This window comes from Nonomuraea composti, from assembly GCF_012034275.1.
GTDB classification, from domain to species: Bacteria; Actinomycetota; Actinomycetes; order Streptosporangiales; family Streptosporangiaceae; genus Nonomuraea; species Nonomuraea composti.
Genome location: NZ_JAATEP010000100.1, coordinates 1 through 22,452 on the forward strand (window position 1 = coordinate 1; position 22,452 = coordinate 22,452).

General features: G+C 70.2%; 16 protein-coding genes and 1 pseudogene. 9 read left to right on the forward strand and 8 right to left on the reverse strand.

Annotated elements, in window-relative coordinates:
• Nucleotides 1-509: 509 nt before the first annotated feature.
• The 4 genes from HCN51_RS56055 to HCN51_RS56070 form a co-directional block, all read right to left on the reverse strand.
• Nucleotides 510-1,358, reverse strand: a complete 849-nt coding sequence (locus HCN51_RS56055) for a PIN domain-containing protein (protein ID WP_168021948.1) — start codon at nucleotides 1,356-1,358, stop codon at nucleotides 510-512.
• A gap of 513 nt (nucleotides 1,359-1,871) precedes the next feature.
• Nucleotides 1,872-2,384, reverse strand: a complete 513-nt coding sequence (locus HCN51_RS56060; RefSeq protein ID WP_240974266.1) for an AAA family ATPase — start codon at nucleotides 2,382-2,384, stop codon at nucleotides 1,872-1,874.
• Between the two features lie 258 nt (nucleotides 2,385-2,642).
• Nucleotides 2,643-3,323 carry a 3'-5' exonuclease gene (locus tag HCN51_RS56065; RefSeq protein ID WP_168021950.1) on the reverse strand — a complete coding sequence of 227 codons (681 nt, stop codon included), beginning with the start codon at nucleotides 3,321-3,323 and terminating at the stop codon, nucleotides 2,643-2,645.
• On the reverse strand, nucleotides 3,323-3,862 hold the full coding sequence (locus HCN51_RS56070; RefSeq protein ID WP_168021951.1) for a transglutaminase-like domain-containing protein: 540 nt from the start codon (nucleotides 3,860-3,862) through the stop codon (nucleotides 3,323-3,325). The genes HCN51_RS56065 and HCN51_RS56070 overlap by 1 nt, the downstream gene beginning before the upstream one ends.
• A gap of 469 nt (nucleotides 3,863-4,331) precedes the next feature.
• On the opposite strand from HCN51_RS56070, the gene HCN51_RS56075 reads away from it, so the two are divergent.
• The 6 genes from HCN51_RS56075 (at nucleotide 4,332) to HCN51_RS56100 (ending at nucleotide 9,437) form a co-directional block, all read left to right on the forward strand.
• A complete protein-coding gene (locus HCN51_RS56075) occupies nucleotides 4,332-5,246 on the forward strand; it encodes a hypothetical protein (RefSeq protein ID WP_168021952.1) in 915 nt (304 codons plus the stop codon).
• Between the two features lie 98 nt (nucleotides 5,247-5,344).
• Complete coding sequence (locus HCN51_RS56080) at nucleotides 5,345-5,779, forward strand: hypothetical protein (RefSeq protein WP_168021953.1); 435 nt, start codon at nucleotides 5,345-5,347, stop codon at nucleotides 5,777-5,779.
• Between the two features lie 399 nt (nucleotides 5,780-6,178).
• Nucleotides 6,179-7,057, forward strand: coding sequence for a hypothetical protein (locus HCN51_RS56085; protein WP_168021954.1), 879 nt, complete (start codon nucleotides 6,179-6,181; stop codon nucleotides 7,055-7,057).
• Between the two features lie 119 nt (nucleotides 7,058-7,176).
• On the forward strand, nucleotides 7,177-7,482 hold the full coding sequence (locus HCN51_RS56090; protein WP_168021955.1) for a hypothetical protein: 306 nt from the start codon (nucleotides 7,177-7,179) through the stop codon (nucleotides 7,480-7,482).
• Nucleotides 7,483-7,740: 258 nt separating this feature from the next.
• Nucleotides 7,741-9,081: a hypothetical protein gene (locus HCN51_RS56095; protein WP_168021956.1), complete on the forward strand. Its 1,341-nt coding sequence runs from the start codon at nucleotides 7,741-7,743 to the stop codon at nucleotides 9,079-9,081.
• Nucleotides 9,082-9,296: 215 nt separating this feature from the next.
• A complete protein-coding gene (locus tag HCN51_RS56100) occupies nucleotides 9,297-9,437 on the forward strand; it encodes a hypothetical protein (protein WP_168021957.1) in 141 nt (46 codons plus the stop codon).
• Nucleotides 9,438-9,730: 293 nt separating this feature from the next.
• Here the strand turns inward: HCN51_RS56100 and HCN51_RS56105 are convergent, their stop codons facing one another.
• Nucleotides 9,731-11,833, reverse strand: coding sequence for an MMPL family transporter (locus HCN51_RS56105; RefSeq protein ID WP_168021958.1), 2,103 nt, complete (start codon nucleotides 11,831-11,833; stop codon nucleotides 9,731-9,733).
• Nucleotides 11,834-12,148: 315 nt separating this feature from the next.
• On the opposite strand from HCN51_RS56105, the gene HCN51_RS56110 reads away from it, so the two are divergent.
• The 3 genes from HCN51_RS56110 to HCN51_RS56120 all read left to right on the forward strand — a co-directional run bounded on the left by HCN51_RS56110 (nucleotide 12,149) and on the right by HCN51_RS56120 (nucleotide 20,381).
• A complete protein-coding gene (locus tag HCN51_RS56110) occupies nucleotides 12,149-12,526 on the forward strand; it encodes a beta-ketoacyl synthase N-terminal-like domain-containing protein (RefSeq protein WP_168021959.1) in 378 nt (125 codons plus the stop codon).
• Nucleotides 12,527-12,998: 472 nt separating this feature from the next.
• Complete coding sequence (locus tag HCN51_RS56115) at nucleotides 12,999-17,726, forward strand: type I polyketide synthase (protein WP_168021960.1); 4,728 nt, start codon at nucleotides 12,999-13,001, stop codon at nucleotides 17,724-17,726.
• A gap of 630 nt (nucleotides 17,727-18,356) precedes the next feature.
• Entirely contained in the window at nucleotides 18,357-20,381 is a 2,025-nt protein-coding gene (locus HCN51_RS56120) for a type I polyketide synthase (RefSeq protein WP_168021961.1), read from the forward strand.
• Between the two features lie 11 nt (nucleotides 20,382-20,392).
• On the opposite strand, the gene HCN51_RS56125 is transcribed toward HCN51_RS56120, so the two are convergent.
• The 3 genes and pseudogenes from HCN51_RS56125 to HCN51_RS62875 form a co-directional block, all read right to left on the reverse strand.
• The gene (locus HCN51_RS56125) at nucleotides 20,393-21,457 is read right to left on the reverse strand and encodes a type III polyketide synthase (RefSeq protein ID WP_168021962.1); all 1,065 of its coding nucleotides are present in this window, start codon (nucleotides 21,455-21,457) and stop codon (nucleotides 20,393-20,395) included.
• Nucleotides 21,458-21,891: 434 nt separating this feature from the next.
• On the reverse strand, nucleotides 21,892-22,050 hold the full coding sequence (locus tag HCN51_RS60945; RefSeq protein WP_240974270.1) for a hypothetical protein: 159 nt from the start codon (nucleotides 22,048-22,050) through the stop codon (nucleotides 21,892-21,894).
• 9 nt (nucleotides 22,051-22,059) lie between these two features.
• Nucleotides 22,060-22,365, reverse strand: a pseudogene (locus HCN51_RS62875) (hypothetical protein); the annotation flags it as partial.
• Nucleotides 22,366-22,452: the final 87 nt, after the last annotated feature.

Sequence of the window (22,452 nt, forward strand, 5' to 3'; positions counted from 1 at the left end):
CTACGACACCGCGAGCGACCGCCACTCAACTCACTTCTGAAACACGCCCTAAGGGCAAGGTGAAAGCATTCGAGCCGGCGCAGAAGGCGGTCACTGCGGATGACTGCGAGGTCGGCTAAGCACAGACCCTCACGCGCGACCACGGTGGGCACGCACTCGACCTGCTGCGGTGGTGTGCGACCGGCCGAAGCCGGACGGGCGTGCTCGGCTTCGCGGGTAGCGCCCGGTCCGGCGTGTCCAGACAGGTGGCGCGGTGGCGGGCTCTGCCTGGTACGCTCGCGGCGCCGCGGCGTCCGCTGGACGGCTGACGCCGGAGGAGTGGATGTTGGCTGCGGGTGGGCGCTCCGTCGCCGTCAGGAGCCCGAGGGGACGCCGGTCTACTTCACGAGGGAAAGGGAGCGTTCGGCTGGGCGCAGGAGGTCACGCCGGAGGTGGCCCAGAAGGCGATCCACTATCAGGGCCCGCCTCCGGCCAGCCAATCGTGACCCGCCGGGCGGGTTGCGTGCAGCTCAAGCACAGGGTGGCTCTTCGGCCGCGAGTTCCGTCCTCAGCTTGATGACCCGCAGGCCGGCTTGCCGCCCACGGGTGGCCTGGCCTGTGTCGTAGGTGAGCAAGGTGAGCGCACGGGCGGCCAGCGGTTCGATCGCCTTCGCCCGGTCAATGATCTCGTCATCGTTGATCGGCAGCCGTGTGTGTCCCGGCGGGTCGAGGACGATCTCAACGGTCACATCTCTCTCGGCTGTCTGACCGTCGAGCCCCACGACACCGCGGTTGGAGAGCGTGCCACGCGTGGGGGTGATGAGCACCCGGTCTAGGACGGCGAGGGTGTGTCCTGCTCGCCATCGCGTGTGGCTCTTGCCGTGCTGCTTCAGCGCGTCGAGCTCGTCCACGATCACCATGGGGAAGAGCAGGTGAACCGCCTCATAGTCGCGCGCTCCGACGAGGGCACCGAAGTCGGTCTTGTCGAAGCGGTCGGTGTGCTGGATGTAGAAGCTGGAGTCGGCCACGACGAATAGGCCCAGGCTGCTCCAGTTCCGTACCTGGTCCTCGAACGCCTCGATTGCCTTGTTCAGGTCGTCTACTCGTTCGGCCAGCTCCATGCGTACGGTGTGAGCCACACCCACGATCTTCGGGCTTGCCGGCATCCCGAACGACGTGGACCCGATGATCTGTTGGAGGGCCCAGTGTCTCCGGGTCAGGATCAGCCGGTCGATGTCGCGAGGGGCCAGCTGGCCACGGAGATGTGCTGCCATCTCCGCTGACCAGTGCAAATACGAGACACAGAGGTCGTCGGCTTCCCCGCTGAAGTGGCGCAGGTTGGTGGTCTTCTCCAGGACGTAGGCCAGAGCTTGGCGCACGGTCCGACGATCTGAGCCCGGTAGGGGATTAATCAGCACCGCAACAGGATCGCAGGAGGCAGAGGATCGTGACCGGGGAAGTACTGACGTCGTTCGGCAGGACACGCCGCTCTTCTCGTCTACCGCCCCCGGCCGCATCCGTGTCGTCCTCGCTGCCGCCCTCACGATCAGGGCATTGGCGGCATCGCTCCCGAGACCATCGCGGCGCTGCCCGTCGGGCCATGCCCTGGTGACGACGAACAAGCTGGGGCCCGACGGCTACGCGCCCCGATCTACCGCTGATCGACCTGCCTCTCGCGCGTGCGGCCGAGGAACAGAACGGGCGCCCACACCCCGGAAAACTGCAGGCAGCCCGGCATCCAGCGCCATGTCCCCGCCATGGCTATCGCCCATCTCCGGTCGAGACGCTGAAGAACATCGAACTGTCAGGCCGTCCACCGGCGGCCCATTATGGTGTCGACCGTGTGGTGCAGCTGTTCGGCGGATTCGATCAGGGGCCAGAAGCCCGTCTGCTCACCGGCGGGTCGCCTCGCCTGCCAGAAGACCAGATTCCTGGAGAACGAGCCCGACGGTCTCGGTCAACGTGCTGCCCTCACCGATGATCGCCTCCATCGCGTCGGGCAGGATGTCCCGTCCGAGGTACCACTGCCGCATGTCATCCGGGCTGAACCGGGCCCGCTGAGGCCGCGTCTCGTGCCTGCGGATCGTCTCTTCCCAGGAGACATCCAAGTAGAAACCGCGACTTGTGCCTCGATGATCGCGAAACAGCGCCTGGAGCATCTCGCCGTAACGACTCCGGGCCAGGATCCCCTCAAGAATGACGTGGTAGCCGGCGGTGAGAGCATGACGACACATCATGTCAAGCAATCCGATGTTCACACCGCCCGGCCTGTCACGTTCGCGCAGAATCTCACGACGTACCACGTCCTGACCGATGAGTGCCATACCGCGCTGGCCGTACGTTTCCCGCACGGTCCGGGCCACAGTGGACTTGCCCGATCCTGAGTTGCCGCGAATGACGATCAAGACCGTATCAGGTGAGCCAGTGAGCACCATATGACGCTACAGGGTCACCGCCAGGCGCGGACGACAGACGCCAAGGAAGCGACCGCACGGGCCACGAGGATCACAGCCGCACGGGGACGTCCCCCAGATCGCCGTCGTCCCAGAGCACCGAGCCACCAGCCGATCGCCACTGCGGAACAGCCCGCCTCTCCCGGCGCGCCTGCGGCCGCGCTCGCTGCCCTATCAGGATGGGCTTCCCACACCACAACAGCAAGGAGCTCAGAACAGGCTGGCCTGCGCTGCCTCAGGTGCGACAGGCCGCTTGGCCGCCAGTCCGCCGAGCCGGTCAAGGTCCCGCAGTTCCTTCCAGATGCCAGCGCGCGCTCCCTCCAGCACCAGACGCTCGAACACCTGGACCGTGATCAGCACGTCCGGCAGCGCCCGATGCCGGCGCCCAGGCGGCACGAGACGCAAGTGCCGCACCAGCTCATCCAACCGATGGGAGGGCAACTCCGGATACACCACCCGGGCAAGCCGTACCGTGTCCAGCAACGGGACAGCGGCCAAGATGGGGCAGTGCTCCCGCTGGCCGGCGATCAGCCCCGCCTCGGTTGGAGCGTGATGGGCGACCAGCCGGTACGGCGGATCCGTCAGCCGGGCATCCAGGTCAGCCATGATGCGTCCGGGCGGCACCGCACCGGCAAGCATCGCCGCGGAGATGCCGGTCTGGGCAATGAACCGGCCCGTGACGGGCACATCGGCGGGCGCAGCCATCAGCGCGTCATAGCGCCACCGCTCAACGAGCCCGGCGGCGGTCAGGCGCACGGCGCAGACAGCCACCTCGACCGGAACCGGGGACCGGCCTTTCGGCGTCAATCCTTCGAAATCGATCACGAGGTAGGTAATCTTCTGGCGCGCGAAGTCCTCGTCGCCGTCCAAAGAAGGTGCAGAGTCGAGCATCAGCGGCCACCAGGCCCCGCCTGCGCGTGATCGGACCGCACGGCTCGCAGCCAGCGGCCGAACGCCCCCTGAAGATCGCCGCCTGCATCGTCGGGCTCGTCGACACCGGCGGTTGGCTGCGGCTCAGGCCCGTCGCCGGGTCTCCACAACGGACCTTTCGGTTCATGCGCCGTGTCGGTCAGGCCGTCCCACCGCGCCGATACCAGGCCGGCTGCGGCCAGGCCCGGATCATGCGTCGCATCGACCGGTCGCCACTGGCCCTCGAGGAGCACTTCAGCTGCGGTGTGATCATCTTCCTCGCGGGAGACCAGCGTCCACACCTCGGCCGGCTGATCGGGCAAGTGGTCCAGCCGCCGGACCCGCCCCGCCTGATAGCCAAGCGCGCGAAACCCGCTGATCAGGCAAGCCGATTTCGCCAGGCAGTCGCCACGGCCGAAGACCATCAGCGTCTCACGGTCAGGGGCGCCATCGGTGGCGTACGGCACATACCGTACGGAAAGGAACAGGGCGATCCGCTCAGCGCGCGCGTGCACGCCCATGACCGTACCCGCACGACCATTGTTTCGCCCGGGAACCCGCCACGCACGTCTGCCGCCTGAACCCGGATCTCCAGCTGGTTCATCTCCCTGGCTGATGTCCTCGGCCCATGGTGCCTCTGACAGCCTCGTGCCGATCCGGGTTCGTCGCCATCGGCGCGGCTGGTGACGGCATGCCCATCCGCGTTGACACAGTATGCCGTCGCTCATCGCACCCTCAGGTCCTGGTCCGCAGCTTCGCGGCGGTCGCTCCGGCTCGACCTGCGGTTTCGCGGGCGGCCGGTTGTCACCGCATGAGCAAGGGCTCCAGGAAGAACCACCCGCGGGCCTCGGGAGAGCGTCACACCTGCCGCCGCGTCAGCACACTGTGACTGGCCGGATAGGCGCCGGATCGCGGAATGGACGGCGCTCGCGGGCCCACCTGCCTGAAGATGAACACGCAGCGGTGATGCCGACGAGGGCGGGGCTAGGGATGAGCGAGGTGTGGCGGCTGGCGCGTGACGCTGTCCTGCCCTTCGGGGGTCCGTACGGGACGGTCGCCCATCTTCGCGTCTACGAACCGCCCCCAGTCCTGTCCCATCGTGCGCCGGTCGTGATCGCCGGACAGTTCGGTGACCACACTGGCCGGCCACTCAACGCCGCCACCGGTCAGGTGGCCGCGGCGATCCAGCGGGCACTCTTCTCCAGCGGCCGCCACTTCGACTACGTCGAGTACCAGCCGACCGATCGCCATGAACGTCCCTATCCGTGCTTCCGCAAGGCGTCCCTGCGGCGCAGGCGCCGCAGAAGAATCGAGCGCTGGCTGGATCGCCGAAGCTTCGGCCACGACACCGTACTGACGATCCTCGGCGAGACCGGCGCCATCTGCCACACCGCGCCTGGCCCCCCGGCTGAGGAGCAGCTCTGGGCCTTTGAGCTCCTCGGCTGGGACGACGACAGCTGCACGCTGCGGTGGCCCCCTGAGCAGCGCCGCCACATCGCCGCTGACTGGATGGGCACGTGCCAGGAGTATCTGGAGCGGCCGGCCCAGGTCCGGCTGCCCATCCTCCTGGGAGACACCCTGGTGTCCGTGTGGCCGCCTGCCGCCTACGTTCCGCTGCTGGTGTGCGGGCCCGAGGCGGCCCTGCAGGCCGCCCAGATCCGGGAAGCCGTCGCAGCTCGCACCCACCAGGAGATGGATCTCACGAACGCGTTCGCCGCGACGGATGAGCGCCAGATCGTGCTGCTGAACGGCCAGGACATCGCCGCAGACGAGGGCCTGCTGCAACGTGTCGTGTCCGTGTGGGACGACACGGCCCACCTGCCCGGGTGGAAGCGGCTCAGCCCGCTGGCAGGCGCATTGGCCCCTGCCCGGTTCCGGGTGATCCGCCGACGAGCCGGTGGATGAAGCCAGGACGAGCTGACGAGTCCCAGCCTTGGCCCCCGGGGCCGAAGCCGCCGCACCTGCGATGAGCCCATATCCCGACACGCGAGGAGGAGTCACCGATGCGATGGAGCCCGACTGGATGGGGCGCGGAGATCATCGACAATGACGCTCCGGGCGGCCTCACCGTGCTACCGGTCGAGCGCTGGAGCAGCAGAGGAGCCGCGATGGTCGCGCACACATCCGGCCGGCTCATCCCAGCCCGGCGCGTTCCCGGCTTCCAAAAGCTCGTCGAAACGCACCGCACTGTCGCGGTCATCCCCGCAGCTCCAGGCTGGAACATCCACGCCGAGCCGTCCGGCGACCAGCCGTCCTACATCACACCCGTCGCCGCCTGGGTCATGACCGGCGACGGCGACTTTTGGCCGGTGGCCGCTGTCGGCCACGACATCGGAGCAGGACCCGCCAACCCCGATCCGGATGGCGCGATCATGCTTCGCCCGCACTGGAGCACTCGCTGCCGCATCGTGGGGCCTGCCTACCCCGTCGTCCTGTAACCGCGTGCCAACGACCCGCTCCGTCGCCGCCCCCTCGGGGCCCTCTCGTCAGAGCTCCGGCGGTGTTGAGGACCACGTTCTGAACGCGAGGGTGGAGTCCGTCGAGGTCGCGGATGTCGCGTGCGCAGGTGGGACCCGAGCCGGTCGTGGACGTCCTGGACGTGATCGGCGGCTCGGAGGGACCGGACGTCCGTCGGCGTCGGTGGGCAGGCACAGGTGGCCGATCGAGATCACACATAAAGGCGTCATCGGGTAGCGAACATCGCCCGTGACTTACTGACCGGCCCCAACGCCGTCCAGAACGAGCAGACGCTCTACGAGCAGCGAGGACAGCAATGGAGAAGCGTCCCGGAGGAGCTGCGTGATGGCGGAACGAAACAGAGCCTCTACCGCACCGGAGTGATCGAGGCGGGTGGCGTTGGGCGCGGCGCCACCGCGGTATGGCGAGCCGAACGCTTCGTCGAAACCCAGGACTTCGCGGACTGGCTGATCAACGCATCGGTAGATCATCCGGCTGAGCGGACAATCCGGCCTCCGGGCTGGACCACGCGACTGCCCGCACACTGGCACGGCCGCCAGGCTGCCGCGCCGATACCCGAACCCTACGCGCAGTGGGTGGCCGAAGGGCGGCTCCTCGCCGTCCCGTATCAGGAACGGCACGTGATGTGGCCCCTAATCCCGGCTCCAGGCCGTCCGGGTTGTGCGCCGGTCCCCGGCATCGAGCCGGTCGTCCGCGCCGCTTCCAAGGTCCGCCCGGACCAGCGCCTCGCGTTCATCGAGGCCCTTCTGATCAGCTGGAGCGATGGCGAGGAGTCCTTCTGGATCGGAGACGAATATGCCGAGTTCGATATGAGACTGCCCCTTTCGGTCGACAAGGCGCACAAGTTCGGGCTCTGCGACGCCGCGGCGAAGCAGCGCGCGATGACAGACGCCCGCGCCGCGACCCTGCGCACCATGACCGACATCATCAGATCGATTCCCAGCTCCGAACCCGAGCTGCGACGCAGACTGAAACTGGCGCGTGGCAACGCGCGCCAGTTCGGCCGCATCGCTCGGGACGCCCGAAACGTCTGGGGTCGACGGCTCACCTTCACCGTCACCCGGCCGTGGTGGTACTGGCCGGGCGGCTCGGTAGCCGACGCCCTGACCACAGGACACCGCCCCGACCTTGTGCAGTACCTCGCCGGCAGGGCGTTCAAGCACAGCCGCTTGATCTTGGAGCTGGTCATGCGGACCGTATGGGACGACGCGTTCGACCACTCGAACGACGGCGTGTGACATCCACCGTTACTACGCCTCCGTCCCTGTGCGCTGAACTGGATGCAGGCCCGCGAGCAACCAGCCGGGCACCCCAGATCCCCGCGTACGCGCTCGTACGCCCGGCACAAGGAGTTCGCATGCAGCCCGCAACCTTGCTGGTCGCGTCCCCGGCCCTGGCCGGCATCGGCGGTGTGGCCACCGCGTTGACCGGAGCGCCCTGGTGGGTCACCACCCTCGTCCTCGGCGTCGCGGTCATCCAGACGGTCTTCCCACAAGAGTCGGGTGATCGTCTGGAGTGGTACCGTGACCGCCGCCGCCACCAGCGCCTGGCCTCCGGCAAGAACACGGCATGCCACAAGCCCCGCCACGCCTGGTGCCGTGACCTTCATCTGAAGCGTCCCGGCCGCAGCGTTCCCGGACGCGAACACCCCAGATGCCGGTAGCCATCGTCCAGCAGCGCAGGCGGTCACGGCTCGCGCGAGGCAACCGTTCGCTTTGCCCCGCGCACATGCCGGCGCTGCCCTCCGCCACCATGGCCGGGTGCGTTGCTACCGGGCTCTTGCCGATCTCGGCTCAGCGCCGCCTGCGCGGGCGCTGCAAGAGCTGAGCAGCCCCTCGCGGCCTCACCGCCCATGGTGGCGGAGAGAACGGCACCCTCGTCCTCGCTCTGGAAGATCCCGTCGGTCGGGTACCGTCCCCTCATGCCCCCATCCAAGCGCGCCGTGGCGGCGTGGGATGCGCTGAACCCTCGTCAGCGCACCTACATGGCTGTGTTCTACGCGGCGGACCAGGCCGCCGAGAAGTTCTGGAAGGGCGCGTGGGGACGGCGAGAGGAGTCGCTGCCGGCCAGCGTGTGGCGGTGGCTGGACTACGGGACCGTGGGCAACAGCCTGGCCGGCCTCGGAAAGCTTCAACGGGCGTTGCAGAACGAGGGAGTTCGTGACCCGGGCGCGGGATCGACGCTGGAGGCGTTGGAGCAGCGAGAGATGATCGAAACCCGGAGCACGCCTGCGCTGCTCGGCTACCGGCTGGAGGTGCAGCTGACCACGTTCGGGCGGGCGGTGTGCCGGGCCGGTGGCCTGGACCCGGACCGGCCGATGGCGCCGCGCCGGGGGCTGCTGTCGCAGGCGCTGTGGGGGATGCTGGCCGAGGTCCACGAAGCCGGGCCGCAAGGGCTTCACCGCGAGCGTGCCGACGGCGCGTGGACGCGCCTCACCCAGCGCGAGCCGGAGCCGTTCGTGGAGCAGGTTCCGGCTCACGCCGATGGCAGCGCGTTCGGCTATGCGGGGCCCTGGCTGCTGCGGCTCACCGACGCCGGCCGCGCCCACTATGTCGCCCACTGGCAGGAGTACGCGCGGCTGTATCCGGGCGTCGACGCGCCTGGCCCGGACGGCGGTCCGGTATGGCCGCCGGAGGTCGACGAAGAACTGCAGCGGTTGCGGGAGGCGACCTGGCCACCAGCGGCCCTACTGAAAGAGATCCACGCCGATCTCTCCCGGCTCGACGACCTCCCGCTCAGCCGCACGGTGGCGGCGGTGCAAGGACGCGGCCCCCTGGCGCGGATCGCCACCGCCAGGAACAACGCCTCTACCGCCTACGACACCGCGGTGCAGCGGGCCGCCGGCCGATACCGGGCAACATTGGAAGAGCAAACTGCCGAACTGGCCGATCTACGCAGGCAGGCGACCGCCCGGTACGCGGCCGCCGTCACCGCGGTGGTCAACGCCGTGGTCGCGGGCACCAGCCCGGCCGAGGCCGTCCAGCAGGACCCGGGCGTGGTGGAGTGGCCGTGGGCACCGGCCGTCCCGGTGACCGGCCTGCGCGAGGTCGACGAACATCTGGCCCGCCAGCACCCGATGGCCACGCCCGCCCCGCCCAAGAAGCGCTCCCGTGCCGCTCGAGCAGCCGAACGCACGACGGGCAAGACCGCCCGCCCGCAGGACGACATCGGGGACCGCCTGTTCCTGTACGCCCGCGAACTGGAGTCCCTCGTCGCCGGCGGAAAGCTGGTCCGGCTGCTCATGCGCGCCCGAGCGGGCTGATCCTGGGCCGCCACGACGAGAAGGGACGGTTACGTGTCGTGGGACGTACAAGCCAGCTCAGCGCGCAAGCTGCCACCGAGCTCGCGCCCCTGCTCACCCCTGCGACGGGCAAGCATCCATGGCCGAACGCGTTGCCGCCGGGCTGGGCCGGCAGCCCCTAAGGCCAGCGTGACCCCCTCCCCTATACCCAGGTCCAGCCGGAGCTGGTGGTGGAAGTGCTGGTCGATACGGCCAAGGAGGGACACCGCCACCGGCACTTCGTGAAGTACCTGCGGCCCAGGGGCGACCTCGATCCAGCCCAGGTGATCGACCAGGCGCCGGAGTCTTCTCACCGGTGGGACGCCTCGGCGGCGTAGCCGGCCGAGGACGCGTCACCGAGCCGAAGTCGGGACGGGGGGCGTAGGTGGAGGGTCCAGGCGCCAGGGTGCGGTGATGGCCAACGGCCAGAGGCAACCATGTTCATGAAGACCCCTTCCGCGCAGGTAAGGCCAGGGCGACGGCTGATGTCCGTCCCTTTCTGTGATCGGTGGCTGGGAGACGGGTGACATACCCCCGCCCGCTCGGCCCGCGCCTCGGCGGCGCAGGTGGAAGCTGCTGCACGTATCGGGTCCGACGATGCGGCGCGGGTGGTGCGGTCTTCGGCCTGCGCTCAGGTGATCGGGTTGGTCTGGCTGGTCCTGGCTTGGTCGGGATCGCCGTCGGCCTTCGACAGCGAGCAGGGCCGTCGCAGCAGACCCGGAAGGGCGGGGAACCACCAGTTGCGGTGCCCGAGGAGCCGCATCAGGGCGGGAGCCAGGATGAGACGGATCAAGGTGGCGTCGAGGGCGATGGCGGCCGCGCCGGCGAAGCCGATCTGGCGGACCTCCTGCCGGTGGCCGGCCAGCAGGCTGGCGAAGGTGACGACGAGAACGGCGGCGGCCAGGGCGATGGTGCGGGCGGTGTCTCGCATCCCGCGTGCGATGGCCGTGGCGTTGTCGCCTGTGGCGCGGTAGTGCTCGGCGATGCGGTGGACGAGGAAGACCTCGTAGTCCAGGGACAGGCTGAACACGACGGTGCAGCACAGCAGGGGCAGCAGGGCGATGACGGTACCGTTTCCGCTGTGCTGAAAGGCTACGGTGAGCAGGCCGAACGCGGCGGTTGTGGCCAGCAGGTTCATGGCGGCGGCCTTGAGCGGGATGAGTACGCTGCGAAACAGCAGGAGCAGGAACGCGAGCGTGCAGGCCACCACTAGGGCGACAACCTGGCCGAGCTGCATCACACTCGCCTCGAGCAGGTCGGCGGCGACGGCGGCGGGACCGCCGACGAGCGGCTGCTGGCCGGCAACGGCCTGGCCGAGGTATCCGCGGATGCGGGTCATCAGGTGGGCGGCGGCCGGGTTGTCGGCGGCATCGCGGCCGAATGCGGTGATCAGGGTGAGGTCGCGGCCGTTGTCGATGGCGTTGACGGCCGAGATGGAGGGGTCGGCTCGCAGCGCGTCGATGAGCTGGTCGGTGCGGGCGGGTGCGGCTCCGGCCGGGCGCGGGAGCGGGATGGTGATGAGGCTGGCCAGGCCGTCGCGTTCTATCTGGGCCAGGGTTTGACCTGAGGCGGTGTGGGCGATGGCGGGCCGGTCGTAGTCGATGCCGAGCCGGATGCCGGTCGCGGGCGCGGCGGCGAGCAGCAGCACGGCGGTGACGCCGACGACGTAGGGCCAGGGGTGCCGCATCAGGTGACCGGTCCAGCGTTCTCGCAGGTGTGCCGGATCGAGGCGGAGGCGTTTCGGTCGGGGCAGCTTGCCGCGCTCGATCCAGCGGTCGGCGACGAGCAGGACGGCTGGCAGCAGGGTCAGCGCGGCGGCGACCGCGATGACGGCCGCCACAGCCGCGGGAGCGATCAGGGCGCGGGTCAGCGCGGAGCGCACCAGCAACAACCCGCAACCGCAGATGGCGACCACCGCGATCCCGCACCAGGTCACGGTCACACCGGCGGTGGCCAGCGCGAGGGTGACAGCCTCCTGCGGGCGGGCGCCACCGCGGCGGGCCTGCCGGTAGCGCAGCAGGATGAGCAGGGCGTAGTCCAGGCCGAGCCCGAGGCCGACCGTGGCCGCCACGGTCAGGGTAAGGGTGTTGGCACTCATCGCCGTTCCAGCCAGCGCGAGCACACCCGCGCTGGTCACGATGACGACTGAGGCGATCAGCAAGGGGATGGCGGCGGCGCCGAGCGTGCCGAGCCCCAGGACGAGGACGATCAAGGTCAGGGGGGCCGCGATCATCTCCGCGGTGCGCAGGTCGTCCAGGTCGGCCTGTTTGATGTCGGCGAACACCGGCGTGACGCCGACCAGCGCCGCGCTCACGCGGCCGCTGGAGGCCTGGCGCGCGGCAGTCTCCAGGGCGGCGCGCTGGCCGGGCAGGCGATGCTGGCGTACGTTGTCGTCGCCGGACAAGCCGGCGATTGCGTAGGCGTGCCGGGGGTCTTGGCCGGGGACCGCCGGCAGGAGGTGCAGGGCGGGGGTGACCCCGGGCGCTCGGGCGAAGGCGCGCAGCGCTTCGGCCTGGGCGTGCTGGTAGGCGGGCTGGTCGGCGCGCAGCGTGCGGGAGTCGAAGGCCACCAGCACCTGCTCGTCCCCCCATTGCGGGAAGCCGCGGGCCAGCGTTTGCGCGGCGCGTGCTGATGGCGATCCGCTCACGGCCAAGGAGGGTGCGCCGAGGGTGCTCAGCAGACCTGGCAGCAGCGCCAGCGCGGCCAGGGCCATCGCGGTCCACACGGTGAGCACCCGCCTTGGGTGCCGCCCGCAAGCGGCCGCGATCCCCGCGATCACCGATCCGGTTCGGCTCACCGCCGCAGCCGAAGTGCCGCACGTGCTCGTCATCGACATCTCGTCGGGGCGTGGTTGAGTAGGGATCACCCCCCGATGCTACGTATAGTCACCAAAGAATTCGTACAGTTACACATGGGTGGGAGGTGCGGTCTTCTGCCTGTGCTGAGTGGAAAGGCCGGGCGATGACGAGCGCAGATCAGAGGTACCCGGATGGCGCGAGCGCGATCGTGGGCGTCGGGTGACGCCTGCCGGGAGGCATCAACGATCTTGATGGTCTGTGGCGGGTGCTGGAGCGGGACAGGATCTGGTGGGACGTATCCGCCGGGCCGGTTCGACGTCGATCGATTCGTCGACGAGAGCGGACGGCTCAGCGGCAAGAGCTACACCGCGGCGGGCGGGTTCCTGCCGGACGTGGCCGCCTACTTCGGTATCGCACCCAAGGAGGCCGAGCAGATGGAGCCCCAGCACCGGCTGCTGCTGGAGATGGCCGTCGAAGCCGTCGAAGCCGTCGACGACGCCGCGATCGACCCGGCCTCGCTGACCGGCTCCGACACCGGGGTGTTGATCGGCGTCTGCGACACCTCCTACGGCGTGCTGCAGATGGTCAGCCCGGCCGCCGCCACCACCGCGTACACGGGGTGCCGCTAAGAAATGTGCGGTGAGCCGCCATACCGGGTTTGAGCTGGTCTTTCAGCCGACTCGTGAAGTGGGCGTCGGCAGTGCGCCGCGGCGTCCGTAACGGCCGGAAACTCCTGAGCTCCGGCTGGTCAGCACTCAACTGCTCAATGGGTACGGCGGCGGGGCGCGAGGACCTCGGTGGCCTTGACGATGGCTTCAGCGCCGGGTTTGACGTATCGCATGGCGGTGCGGGGGTTCTTGTGCCGTGTCTTGCCCACGATGAGCTGCAGCGGGATTTCGGCGTCGCCGAAGTGGGTGGCGGCACTGTGGCGCCCATCGGAGGTGCGGGGAACGCTGATCCAGCAGCGAGCCCGCCGGGCGAGGTTGGGAAGCCACGCCGCTCGCCGTCAACCTCGACTTGTGATCACTGCCGGACTAGCGTCCTTCCTGGTGGTTACTCACGGTGAGCGAGTGAAAACCTCGCATGGCGGACGGGGCGTCCATGAGCGTGAATGGATTCGGCCAGGAAGCGGTGGCGATCGTCGGAGTCGGGTGCCGCCTGCCGGGCGGCCTCGCCAGTCTCGACCAGTTGTGGGCCGCGCTGCAGGCCGGTCACGATCTGGTCGGCCAGGTACCTGAGGAGCGCTTCGAGGCCCGTCGGTTCGTCGACGAGGCCAAACCCCGCCCAGGGAAGAGCTACACCGCCGCAGGCGGGTTTCTCGACGACATCGCGGGGTTCGACGCCGACTATTTCGGCATCTCACCGAGGGAGGCCGCGCAGATCGATCCGCAGCATCGGCTGCTGCTGGAGATGGCGGCCGAGGCGCTGGACGACGCGGGCATCGACCCGGCCGACCTGGCAGGATCGACCACCGGCGCGTTCATCGGCATCAGCGACCGCTCCTACGCCCTGCTGCAGTCAATGCAGCCCGAAGCCGCCAACCCGTACACGATGTCAGGTTCGGCGACGTCCCTGGCGGCAAACCGGCTCTCGCACGCCTTCGACCTGCGCGGCCCCAGCATGGCCATCGACACCGCCTGCTCCTCCTCCCTGGTGGCGTTGGAGCGGGCCTGCGCGCAACTGTGCTCGGGCGGCAGCCCGGTGGTGCTGGCCGGCGGCGTGAACCTGCTGCTCGCACCCTTCAATTACATCGGGTTCTCGCAGGCGTCGATGTTGTCGGCACGCGGCCGGTGCGCGGCGTTCTCGGCGGAGGCCGACGGATTCGTCCGTGCCGAAGGTGGCGCCCTCGTGGTGCTCAAGCGGCTCACCGACGCAGTGGCCGACGGTGATCGGGTGCACGGCGTCTTGGTGGGCTGGGGCAGTAACTGCGACGGGCGCACCCCCGGCGTGGCCCGCCCCAGCGCGCAGGCGCAGGAGGATCTGCTGCGCCAGGTGTACGCGCGGGCCGGAGTGGATCCGGCCGAGCTGGTGTACGTGGAGGCGCACGGCACTGGCACTCCGACCGGCGACCCGGTGGAGTGCCAGGCACTCGGCCGCGCCCTGGGAACGCGCCGCGACACCACGCTGCCGATCGGCTCGGTGAAAACGAACCTGGGCCACCTGGAGTCGGCTTCAGGCATGGCGGGCCTGCTGAAGGCGCTGCTGGTGCTGCGGCACGGCCGTATCCCGGCGAACCTGCACAGCGAGCCGCTCAACCCGGAGATCGATTTCACCGGCCTCAACCTGGCGCCGGTGACCCAGGCGCGCCAGGTGACGATGCAGGAGCGGGCTTTTGCCGGGGTCAACTCCTTCGGGTTCGGCGGCGCCAACGCCCACGTCATCGTGGCCCCCGCCCCATCGGCGTCGCCGCTCGCCGCCGCGCCCGGCAGGCACAGCCGCCTGCCGGTCACCGTCTCGGCCCGCTCACCGCAGGCGCTCGGCGACGCGGCCGCCCGGCTCGCCGAGCGACTCGACGCATCCACCGGCACGGACTTCTATAGCCTGGCCTTCACCTCGTGCACCCGGCGGGCCCGGCACCCGCACCGGCTGGCCGTACTGGCCGACGACCCGCGGCAGGCGGCCGAGCGACTCAGAGCCGCTCCTGCGGCCGTGACCGTGCCGGCGCACAGTGGCGGCCGGGTGGCGTTCGTGTTCTGCGGCAACGGCGCGCAATGGGCGGGCATGGGCGCCGACCTGTACGCGGCCGACGAGGTGTTTCGGCAGGCGGTCGAGCGCGCCGACGCCGCTCTCGCTGCGCATCTGGACTGGTCCGTGGCGCAGGAGCTGACCCTGCCGCCCGCGCAGTGGCGGTTGTCGGTGACCGAGGTGGCCCAGCCGCTGCTGTTCGCAGTGCAGGTCGGCGTGACCGAGATGCTCGCGGCCCGGGGGATCGTCCCGGCGGCGGTGGTGGGACACAGCGCGGGCGAGGTGGCCGCGGCCTGGGCGGCGGGCGCGCTGTCGCTGCAGGACGCGGCATGGGTGATGGCCGAACGGTGCCGGGCCCAGGCGCCGACCGCGGGCAGCGGCCGGATGGCCGCGGTCGGGCTGCCGCGGGCCGAGGCGGAACAACTGCTGAGCCGGTACCCGGGCGTGGAGGTGGCCGGCGTCAACACCGACCAGGACGTCACCTTGGCCGGGCCTGAAGGACAGCTCAAGCGCCTGGGTGACGATCTGTCCGCCGGTGAGGTCTTCTTCCGCATGCTGGAGCTGGATTACGCCTTCCACAGCGCGGCGATGGACCCCGCCGCGGACCTGCTGATCAGCGGCCTGGCCGGGCTCACCTCCCGGCGCCCGGCCCGGCCGTTGATCTCGACGGTGACCGGCGAACCGGTCGGCGATGCAGAGCTGGATGAGGACTACTGGTGGCGCAATCTGCGCCGGCCGGTGCTGTTCGGCCCGGCCGTACAACGGCTGCTGGCCGACGGCGTGGACGTGTTCGCGGAGATTGGCCCGGCCGCGGTCCTGGGCGGCTATCTGCGGCGCCTGGCGGAACAGGCCGGACGACAGATCCCGGTTGTCGCCACTTTGCGCCGTGGCGGGGCCGCAGAGCAGGACCTGGATCAGGCTACGACGACATTGATCGCCGCCGGCGCCAAGATCGACTGGTCGGCCTGGTTCCCGCGGCCGGGCCGGGTGGCCAACCTGCCGGCCTACCCCTGGCAGCGCCGCCGGCACTGGCAAGGCACCCCGCAGACCTGGGCGCGCAGCGGCGGTGACGGCCATGTTGAACACCCCCTGCTCGGCGAGCGCATGCCCGCCGCGACGCCGACCTGGCAGGCGAGCGTCGAACCTGCCCTGCTGCCGTGGCTGGCCGACCACACGCTCGCCGGATCCGCGGTCCTGCCCGGCACCGCCTACATCGAGATGCTGCTGGCCGCCGGGCAGCGCGTGCTGGACGGGCCGGCCGAGCTGAGCCGGCTGCGGCTGATCCGGCCGCTGGTGCTCGACGGGGACACGCGCGTTCAGACCTCTGTCGTGCCGCAGGACGGCACCGTACTGATCACCGGTGCGCAAGGAGCCGACGGCACGGCGCGGCACTACGCCCAGGGCCGGATCCGCACCCCGGCGCACCCGCGGCCCGAGCCCGTCGACGAGCACGAGCTGCGCGCCCGGTGCCGCCGCCTGGACGCCGACGAGCTCTACCGGAGCTTCAGCCGGGTGGGCCTGGATTACGGGCCGTCGTTCCGGGTGCTGCACGAGGTGTGGGCCAGTGAGCAGGAGGTGCTGGCCGGTTACCGGCACACCGCCGCGGACGAACGGTACACGGTCCATCCGGCGCTGCTGGACGGCGCCTTCCAGGCCGTGGGCCCGCTGCTGGGCGACCTGGCCGGTCACGGCGACTGCTTCGTCCCGGCGTTCTACGGCGCCGTGCGTCTGTGGCGCACCCCGGCCGCCCGCGGATGGGTCCGGGTGCGCCTGCGCGACCGTCTGGCCGACGAGGCGTGCGTGGACATCACGGTCTTCGACGAGGACGGGACGGTCAGCGTCCAGGTGCTGCAAGCGCGACTGCGACGATTCAGCCGCGAGCACACACCCCTGATTCCCTCGCAGACCGTCCTTCGGGCGGCGCCGCACGAAGGCCGGGCGGCGCCGGTGACGCCCCTGCCCGAACCGGCCAGGCTCGCCGAACTGGCGGGCGAGGACATCGAGATGCTGCGCCGGCAGTACAACGATCCGCGGTACGCCGAAGCGTGGAACGCGACCGTCGAGGTCCTGTTGCACCGATTCGCCTGGGCCTTCGCATGCCTGCTGCCGCGACCGGATGCACCGTTCACGATCGAGACCCTGATCGCCGCCGGCCTGCTGCCCCGGCATCGGCGCCTGGTCGAGGTCACGCTGCCGTGGCTGGCCGGCGCCGGCCTGGCCGAAGAGCTGCCGCAAGGACAGTGGCGGCTGGTCACCAGCCGGGCGCGTCCCGACGAGAAGACCCGTGACCTCCTGGACGAGCATCCCGCCGTCGTGGCCGAAGCGGGACTCGCGGCGCGGACCGGCAGGTACCTGCCTGCGGTGCTGCGCGGCGAGCGCGATCAGCACGAGTTGCTGAGCCAGGGCGGCGGCGGGGAGCTGTTGAAGCAGTTCTACGACCTCGCGCCGGGCGCCCAGTTCCTGCACCGGGTCGCCCGGGCGCTCATGCGCCAGATCGTGACCGCCTGGCCGCACGACCGGCCCCTGCGGATCCTGGAAGTGGGGGCCGGGACCGGCGGGCTGAGCGCGGCCCTTGTCCCGCTGTTGCCGGCCGATCGCACTCGTTACACCTTCACCGACATCTCGCCCTACTTCTTCGCCGCGGCGCGTGACCGCTTCGCGGCCTACGACTTCATCGACTACCGCCAGCTCGACATGGACGCCGACCCGGCCGAACAGGGCTTCACCGCAGGCGGTTACGACCTGGTGGTGGCCGCGAACGCGCTGCACGCCGCGGAGGACCTGGCCCTCGCGCTGCGGCACGCGCGTGACCTGCTGGCCCCCGGCGGGTACCTGCTCCTCAGCGAGATGCACGACGCCCGCGTGATGAGCGGCTACTTCGGCACGCTCGACTCCTCCTGGCGGCACACCGACACTGACGTGCGTCCCGCGACCATGCTGCTCAGTCAGGAGCAATGGCCGCCTCTGCTGCGCGAGTGCGGATTCGCCGAGGTCATCCAGTTTGGTCACGACCGGCGTCGCGACGGCAACGGCCTGTCCGTGATCGTCGCCAACCGGCCCCCTGCCGATCCTGGGCCGGAGCCTGATCCGCCCCCAGGCTCCCGCCGCCACGCGGTGGATCCTCGCCACCGAGGACGACGGTGAGCGGGCGTTGGCCCACGAACTGGCCGCACAGCTCACCTCGGCCGGCGCCGACGACGTCCGCCTCGTGCGCGCCGGCCGGGACGCCGCCGCCTGGCCGATCTCGGCGGTCGGCGACACTGTGACCGTGCTGCTGTTCGGTGCTGACGACGGGTCTGACCGCGCGGTTGCCGACGCGGTGCGCCGCACCACGGATCGGCTGGCGCTCCTGCGCGCCGTCAGCCAGGCCTGCGATCAGCAGGGCAACGAGCACGCGCAGAGGCTGGTGCTGGTGACGCGCCCTTCCGGCGCGCTGCCCGCGCCGGAAGAGCCGCTCGTGCCGCTGGACGCCGCCGTCTGGGGAGCGGCTCGCTCCCTGGCGAGCGAGCGTCCAGAGCTGGGTGCACGCCGTCTCAGCCTGCACCGCGGTAAGAGCACCACGGCGGACGCGCGGCGTCTGGCGGCCGAGCTGCTGATGCCGGCGACCGAGCCCGAGGTCGCGCTGACGCCTTCCGGCCGTTTCGTTCCTCGCGAGGTGGCCCACACGCCGCTCGCACCGGGCTGCGCCCACTTCGCGCTCAAGGTGCGCCAGCCAGGCCGGAGCTACCGGCTGGCCTGGGCGCAGACCGAGCCGCAGCCGCCCCCGGGCCAGGCATGGTCACGCTGGCCGTGCGCGCCAGCGGGCTCAACTACCGCGACGTGCTCATCGCCACGAACCTGCTGCCGGGCGAGGCGATCGAGGGCACCCTCTCCGCGGCCGGGACCGGGCTGGAATGCGCGGGCATCGTCACCGCCGTGGGAGACGGAGTCGAGCACCTGGCCGTCGGCGACCGCGTGTGCGCGATGGCGCCCGCGGCGCTGGCCTCCCACACCACAACCGCTGCCGCCGTCACTGGCAAGATCCCCGACGAGATGAGCTTCGCCGAGGCCGCCACCCTGCCGGTGCTCGCGGCGACCGTGCACTACGCGCTGGCCCACCGTGCGCGACTGCGTCCCGGCGAGAGCGTGCTGGTGCACGGCGGCGCCGGCGGAGTCGGGCTGGCGACCCTGCGATACGCGCGGCACGTCGGCGCGCAGGTGATCGCCACGGCGGGCACCGAGGCCAAGCGGGACCTGCTGCGCGCGCTGGGCGTCGAGCACGTGTTTAACTCGCGGGACCTGACGTTCGTCGAACACGTCGAAAGGCTCGGCGGCGTGGACGTGGTCGTGAACTCCCTCAGCGGCGAAGCCATGGTCCGCAGCCTGGAGCTGCTGCGGCCCGGTGGCCGGTTCATCGAGCTGGGCAAGCGGGACATCCTCGGCGGCGGCTCACTGCCGATGAACCCCTTCCACGGCGACATCACCTTCTGCGGCGTCGACGTCACCCGGATGCCGCAGCACCTGTTCGCCGAGGTGTTCGCCGCCATCCGGCAGGGGGTGCACCGCCCGCTGCCCTACACGCTGTATCCGGCCGCCCGGGTCGCCGAAGCGTTCTCCGCGATGCGCCACTCCAGGCACATCGGCAAGATCGTCGTCTCCTTCGACGAACAGGACGAACCCCTGGCGATCGAGGCCCGCGCCACTGCCCCGGTCCTGGACGCTGAGGGCACCTACCTGGTGAGCGGTGGCCTCAGCGGATTCGGCGCGGCCACCGCCCGCCGGCTCGCCGAGCGCGGCGCTCGCCACCTGGCGCTGGTTTCCCGCCGCGGGCCGGCCGCGCCCGAGGCGTCCGCGCTGCTGGCCGAGTTGGCCGAACGTGGCGTCCGCGCCCAGGCCTACGCCGCCGACGTCGCCGACCCGGCCGCCATGGCCAAGGTGATACAGGCCATACACGTCGGCGGCCACGCGCCGGCCGGCATCGTGCACGCGGCCATGCACCTCGACGATGACGCGCTGACCGAACTGAGCGATGAGCGCATCAACGCCGTTCTGCTGCCCAAGATCGCCGGAGGGCTCGTGCTCGACGAGATCGCCCGCAGCCACGACATCGCGCAGTTCATCATGTACAGCACAGTGAGCGCGGTCATGGGAAATGCCCGGCAGTCACCGTATGCGGCGGCCAACCTGTTCCTCGAGGCCCTGGTACGGCAGCGCCGGGCCCGCCAGGAGAGCGGCATCGCCCTGGCCTGGGGGCACATCGGCGATGTGGGCTACATCGCACGCAACGACATCTCGCACTTCGTGACCGGCATCGGCCTGCTGCCGATTCCCTCGGCCGAGGCGCTGGCCGCGGGCGAGCACCTGGCGGCCACGGGGGCGTCGGTCTGCGCGGTCAGCCGCAGTCATTGGGGACGCGTGCGTGGCGTGCTCGCCACCGCCGACGCGGCCACCCGGTTCAGTCTGCTGATACCGGCCGATCACGAGGGTGACGGCCAACCCGGCGGACACGACAAACTGCGAGAACTCGCTACGATGCCGCTTGAACAGGTCGTGCCCCACGTGGCCGGCACCCTCATCCAGGCGCTGGCCAAGGTGTTGCACACCGATCCCGGCCTGCTCGACCGGTCTAAGCCGCTGCAGGACTACGGCCTGGACTCACTGATGGCCGCCGAGCTGTCGGTGCGCGCCCGCAACCTGTACTCGGTGGAGATCTCACCGACCGAGTTGCTGCGCGCCAGCACCACGGTCGACGACCTCGCCCAGTTCGTCTGCGCGCGTCTGCCTTCCCGCCAGGACCTCAAGGAGAGCCGGCCTTCCTGACCCGGCACGGGCTACCAGCGCAACAGCACCATTTCGCTGTACAGGCCGGGCCCCAGGGACAGCAGCAGCCCCGGGCTGTCCCTGGGCGGCCCGGCCTCGATGGTGTCGGCCAGGATGTGCAGCACCGAGGCCGAGACGCAGTTCCCGCAGTCGCGCAGGTGGGCGCGGCTGAGATCCAGGGCGTCGGTGGGCAGACCGAGCACCTTGGCGACGTTGTCGAGGATCTTCGGCCCGCCCGGATGACAGGGCCACGCGGTGATGTCGCCTGCGGTCAGGCCATGGTCATCAAGGAACCCTCGCACATCGCCCTCCAGCGGCTCGGCGAACCCGTCGGCGAGGTCACGGTGCAGGATCACTTCTATGCCCCGGTCCTCCAGCCGCCACCCGGCCAGATGTGTCGTACCTGGAGAGACATGATGGCGGGTCGCCTGGATGCGCGGATGGTAGCCGGACCGGGCGGCGGGCGCCTGCGGCCCGCAGGCGACGACCACGGCCACCGCATCGCCGAACAACGCGGTGCCGAGGATGTACTCGAAGGTCAGGGGCTGCGGGTGCCAGTTCATCGACGGCAGTTCGACCGAGAGCAGGACCGCTGTGTGATCGGGCCAGGCACGCAGATAGTCGTTCAACCGCGCCAGTCCCAGCCCGCCGCCTCCGCAGCCGGTCCCGAACAGCGGCATCCGCTGCACGTCGCGGCGCATGCCGAGCCGGACTGCCAGCTCGATGTCGATCGTGGGCACGGCGATGCCGGTAGAGGTGTTCGTGATGAACATGTCGACGTCACGCGGCTCCACGCCGGCGCGCCCCAGGGCCGCCCGCAGGGCTTGTGCCGCCAGGTCGCCCGCCACCTGGTGGTGCCGGTCGCTGACCTTGCCCAGCGTGGTCAACCTCGCGTACTCGGCAGGAGGGATCGCCAGATGACGCGACTGCACGGTGGTGGAGGTGAACACCTGGTTGATCAGCTCGCGGCGCGGCCCCTCGGCCTGCACGCCGGCCACGAAGAGCTCGGCCAGTTCCTGTTGAGCGTATCGATACGGAGGCAGATGTTTGTGCACTGCCAGCAGTGTGGACGACATGTGGAGCCCTCCTGGAGATGATGTCCGCGCGGCAAGCCGGACCCCTCTTCGCCAGGGTCTGTGCCGCCTGGCGCTCCCCAGCCAACTACGGGAATCGACTCGGCAGGTGAGCGGCTCGCCCTGCCAGTAACCAGACTTAGCCGATTGTGGACATAGACCAGCAGGTCGGCGCTGTACGCGGCACTGCCGCCGTTAACCCATAAAGTTCTAGAGTAGCTCCAGAGCCGACGGCAGCGGTGGCGATGTGGCTGCTCTACTGGCCTGGTGTAGCCGCGCATTCAGACGTTACCGCGGTGCTTACAAGGGCAGGCCGAGCTGGACGCGCGCACGCTGCGAGGGCCACTGTGTGAACATGGGGCCCCGCAAGGGTCGGTGCGACCAGCCCCAAAGTAGCGCTCTGTAATCATGCCCACGGGCTGTGTTTACAGAGGTCGCTAGCTCATGGCCATGTCGGCCTGCCTCACGGGCACCTGATGGATCAGTGAGTGCGGCAGCGGGGGCGCGAGAACCTCGGTGGCCTTGACGATGGCTTCAGCGCCGGGTTTGACGTAGCGCATGGCGGTGCGAGGGTTCTTGTGCCGGGTCTTGCTCATGATGAGCTGCAGCGGGACCTCGGCCTCGCCGAGGTGGGTGGCGGCGCTGTGGCGCAGCTGGTGAAGGTCGAGGCCGGCGTGCTTGTCCAGCAGGACGCGGGCGCGGTCGTAGCCGAGGCGGGCTCGGCCGGTGTGCGGGCAGATGTCGGCTGGTGGGGCGGCGGGCGGGGACGGGGCGGCGTTCGGACAGGAACAGCGGGCCGTGGGTGCGCGTGCTGCCGTCCGGGAGGCGGAGCAGCCGGGGCAGGAGGTGGGCGGTGCCGCTGTCCCAGAGGACCCACTCGGTGGTGCCGCCCTTGGAGCGGACCGGGGCACGCCGGTGCTCCAGGTCCAAGTCTTCGACCTTCAGCGCGAGGATCTCGGCGGCCCGGGCGGTGGTTTCGTACAGCATCCGCCACAGGC